A 3,671-nucleotide genomic window follows, 5' to 3' on the forward strand; every position below is an offset into this window, starting at 1 on the left:
GGCCTCCGCCACCCCGCGTCCCGCGCTGCCGGCTCGGCCCTCCGGTCACTTCACGATCCCGACCGCCGTGGCCGTCGTACCGGCGGCCCCTCGCCGACGCCCGGCCGTCGAGGGCGGGTTCGACTTCTTCGGCACGCAGAAGGGCGCGGCCGCCATCGAGGACGTACAGAACGAGGACCTCGCGGACGTGGTCGGCCAGGAGGCGCTCGCGCTGCACAAGGCCGAGTCCGAGGCCCGGTTCAAGCCCGCGGACGAGGACGCGCGCGGTATCGGCCAGGTCATCGACCTCACGGCCCACGACGAGACGGAACAGATCGACGTACAGGGACTGCGGAGCGCGGTCTCCTGAAGTCCTGAGGCACATGAAGTTCAGAGGCACATGAAGTTCAGAGGCATGTGAAGTTCTGAGGCACCTGCCCGAGGGGCGGCCGCACCGGATCACCGGACCGCGGCCGCCCCTCACACGTTCACCGGGGCACCGGGACCGCCCGGCTCGGGCTTCCGTGCTCCCGGCCGTCGATTTTCCGCCATCCACCGGTCCGGCCGCGCCTCCCTGCGCCCGGTACGGGACCGGTCGGCCTGGGCCGCCAGCAGCAGAGCGGCCTCGTCCGCGTCCCGCAGCCGGGCGGTCACCGTCTTGTTGGCCCCGGTGTCCACACGCACGTCCGCGAGGCCCTTGTACCGCTCCCACGGCCCCTGTGTCAGCCGTACGCTCTGCACCTTCGCGTGCGGCACCAGGGACACCCTGCGCCGCAGCAGCCCGTGCCGGGCCACGAACACGCTGTCGGTGACGGCGAGCCCGTACCCCCGCCACCAGAACGGCATGCACCAGCCGGCCCGCCGCGGCGGACGGTCCAGCGCGTGCGGCACGGTCACTCCCGGCAGCACCTGCTCGATCACGGACTCGGCCACGGCGCGTGGAGCGACCGGTACCAGGACGGAGTTCGAGGAGCCCGCCACGTCCAGTTCCACCCGCACCCAGCCGCGCCGCCGCCACAGCAGCGGTTCGACGATCCGCACGCTCTGCACGCGTCCGGGCGGCACCGTCTCGTGGGCGCGGTCGAGGAGGCCGTGGTCGATCCGCAGCCCGTCCGGAGACTCGCCCACCGTCCAGTCGTACTCCCCGACGAACCGCCCCACGCTGCTCGCGCCCGCCGCGCCGAGCAGCGGCAGCGCGGTCGCGAGGACCGTCCACACGCTGTGCGTGGCGAACCACAGCACCGGGGGTACGACGACGGCGGCGGCCAGCGTTCCCCAGGTCGCGCCGGTGAGGACCAGCGACACCGCGAGCATGCCCGCCGGGACGTGCAGCAGCCGGCGTACCGGGGCCTCGCCGACCTCGTGCGCGGTCTCGGGGGCGAAACCGGCCGCGCGGGCGAGGAGTTCGGCCCGCAGGGCACGGGCGTGCGCCTCGCCCAGATAGGCCAGTTCGTCCTTGCTGTCGGTTCCGACGACGTCGAGTTTGAGCTTGGCGACGCCCGCGATCCGGGCCAGCAGCGGCTGGGTGACATCGATGGCCTGGATGCGTTCCAGCCGGATGTGCGCGGTCCGGCGGAACACCAGGCCGGTACGCACGCGCAGTTCTGCGTCGGTCACCGCGAAGTGGGTGAACCACCAGGTCAGGAAGCCGTACAGGGCGGCGGCCGGCACGAGTACGGCGAGGCCTATCAGCAGTGAGTCGGTGGTCAGCCGGCTCAGCTGCCGCTGCGTTCCGCTGGGGTCGTGCAGGGCCCAGCCGATGATCACGGCGACCGGCGCCCAGGCCCGCCGCAGCGGGGTCACGGGGTGCAGCCGTTGCTCGGTCACCTCGGAGGCGGCACCCGGTATCCCCTCGGACGCCCCCAGTGACACGTCCGACGTGTTCGGCGACGCGTCCGGCGCGCCCGGTGACGTACCCGGCGTACTCACAGCCCCGCCGATCGAGCCTCGCCGAGCTGCGTCAGCCGGTCGCGCAGCCGTTCCGCCTCCGCGGGGTCGAGCCCCGGGATGCGCGCGTCCGAGGCGGCCGCGGCCGTGTGGAGCTGCACGCTCGCCAGCCCGAAGTGCCGCTCGACCGGCCCGGAGGTCACCTCCACCAGCTGCATGCGCCCGTACGGCACGACGGTCTCCTCGCGCCACAGCACGCCCCGGCTGATCAGCAGGTCGTCCGCGCGCTCGGCGTACCGCCACGAGCGCCAGTTGCGGCCCAGCATGGGCCACCCCCACAGCAGCACAGCCAGCGGCGGCAGCGCGAGGGCCGCCCAGACCGGACCGGCGAGCAGCCCCAGCAGCAGGGCCAGACCCACGGTCATCGATCCCAGCCACACCACCAGCAACAATCGACGCATCCGCAACAGCCCGGGCGGCAGCCCGATCCAGACCGGCTCACCCGGCTCACCCGCCGTGCGCTCGGCGGAGCGCTCCCCGCCCTGTCCCGCGTCGTCCAACGTCCCCGTCTCCATCTCGCCAGCGTACGTACGAGAGACTGTCCCCATGACTCCTACGACGGAGACCACGGTCGGCATCGGCGGCGCCGCCGAGAGCACCGACATGGTGCTCAACATCGGGCCACAGCATCCGTCCACGCACGGCGTGCTGCGGCTGCGGCTGGTCCTCGACGGCGAGCGCATCACGCACGCCGAGCCGGTCATCGGCTACATGCACCGTGGTGCGGAGAAGCTCTTCGAGGCGCGCGACTACCGCCAGATCATCATGCTGGCCAACCGCCACGACTGGCTCTCCGCCTTCTCGAACGAGCTGGGCGTGGTCCTCGCCGTGGAGCGCATGCTCGGCATGGAGGTGCCCGAGCGCGCGGTGTGGACGCGCACGCTGCTCGCGGAGCTGAACCGGGTGCTGAACCACCTGATGTTCCTGGGCTCGTATCCGCTGGAGCTCGGTGGCATCACCCCGGTCTTCTACGCGTTCCGGGAGCGCGAGGAGCTCCAGAACGTCATGGAGGAGATCTCCGGCGGGCGGATGCACTACATGTTCAACCGGGTCGGGGGCCTCAAGGAGGACCTTCCGGCCGGATGGACCTCCCGCGCGCGGGAGACGGTCGCCGCGGTGCGCTCGCGGATGGACGTGTTCGACGACCTGGTGCTCGGCAACGAGATCTTCCGGGGCCGTACGCGCGACGTGGGCGTCCTCGCGCCGGAGACGGTGCACGCGTACGGGGTGAGCGGGCCCATCGCCCGTGCCTCCGGGGTGGACTTCGACCTGCGCCGGGACGAGCCGTATCTGGCGTACGGGGAACTCCAGGACACACTCAGGGTCGTCACGCGCGCGGAGGGCGACTGCCTGGCCCGCTTCGAGTGCCTCCTGGAGCAGACGCACAACTCGCTGGACCTCGCCGACGCCTGCCTCGACCGGCTCGCCGGGCTGCCGCCCGGCCCGATCAACCAGCGCCTCCCGAAGGTCCTCAAGGCCCCCGAGGGCCACACCTACGCCTGGACCGAGAACCCGCTCGGCATCAACGGCTACTACCTCGTCAGCAAGGGCGAGAAGACCCCGTACCGGCTGAAGCTGCGCTCGGCCTCCTACAACAACATCCAGGCGCTCGTGGAGCTGCTGCCGGGGACGCTGGTCGCGGACATGGTGGCGATCCTGGGGTCACTGTTCTTCGTGGTCGGGGACATCGACAAGTAGGGGCGCGGGGCTCCCCGGCGCGCCCGGAAGCCCCACCGGCCCAAGCC

3 protein-coding genes and 1 pseudogene are annotated in these 3,671 nt (G+C 72.1%); 2 read left to right on the top strand and 2 right to left on the bottom strand.

The window, feature by feature from the left end:
* Positions 1–349: pseudogene (locus FNH04_RS42985) on the top strand (hypothetical protein); the annotation flags it as partial.
* A 110-nt stretch (positions 350–459) separates the two neighbouring features.
* On the opposite strand, the gene FNH04_RS42990 reads toward FNH04_RS42985, so the two are convergent.
* Together FNH04_RS42990 and FNH04_RS42995 are read right to left on the bottom strand one after the other, a co-directional pair.
* A complete protein-coding gene (locus tag FNH04_RS42990) occupies positions 460–1,851 on the bottom strand; it encodes a PH domain-containing protein (protein WP_322725517.1) in 1,392 nt (463 codons plus the stop codon).
* A 53-nt stretch (positions 1,852–1,904) separates the two neighbouring features.
* The gene (locus FNH04_RS42995) at positions 1,905–2,441 is read right to left on the bottom strand and encodes a PH domain-containing protein (RefSeq protein ID WP_228031964.1); all 537 of its coding nucleotides are present in this window, start codon (positions 2,439–2,441) and stop codon (positions 1,905–1,907) included.
* Positions 2,442–2,472: 31 nt separating this feature from the next.
* On the opposite strand from FNH04_RS42995, the gene FNH04_RS43000 reads away from it, so the two are divergent.
* Positions 2,473–3,624: an NADH-quinone oxidoreductase subunit D gene (locus tag FNH04_RS43000; RefSeq protein ID WP_152791674.1), complete on the top strand. Its 1,152-nt coding sequence runs from the start codon at positions 2,473–2,475 to the stop codon at positions 3,622–3,624.
* The last annotated feature ends 47 nt before the right edge of the window (positions 3,625–3,671 follow it).

Source organism: Streptomyces phyllanthi, assembly GCF_009377205.1.
Taxonomy (GTDB): Bacteria; Actinomycetota; Actinomycetes; order Streptomycetales; family Streptomycetaceae; genus Streptomyces; species Streptomyces phyllanthi.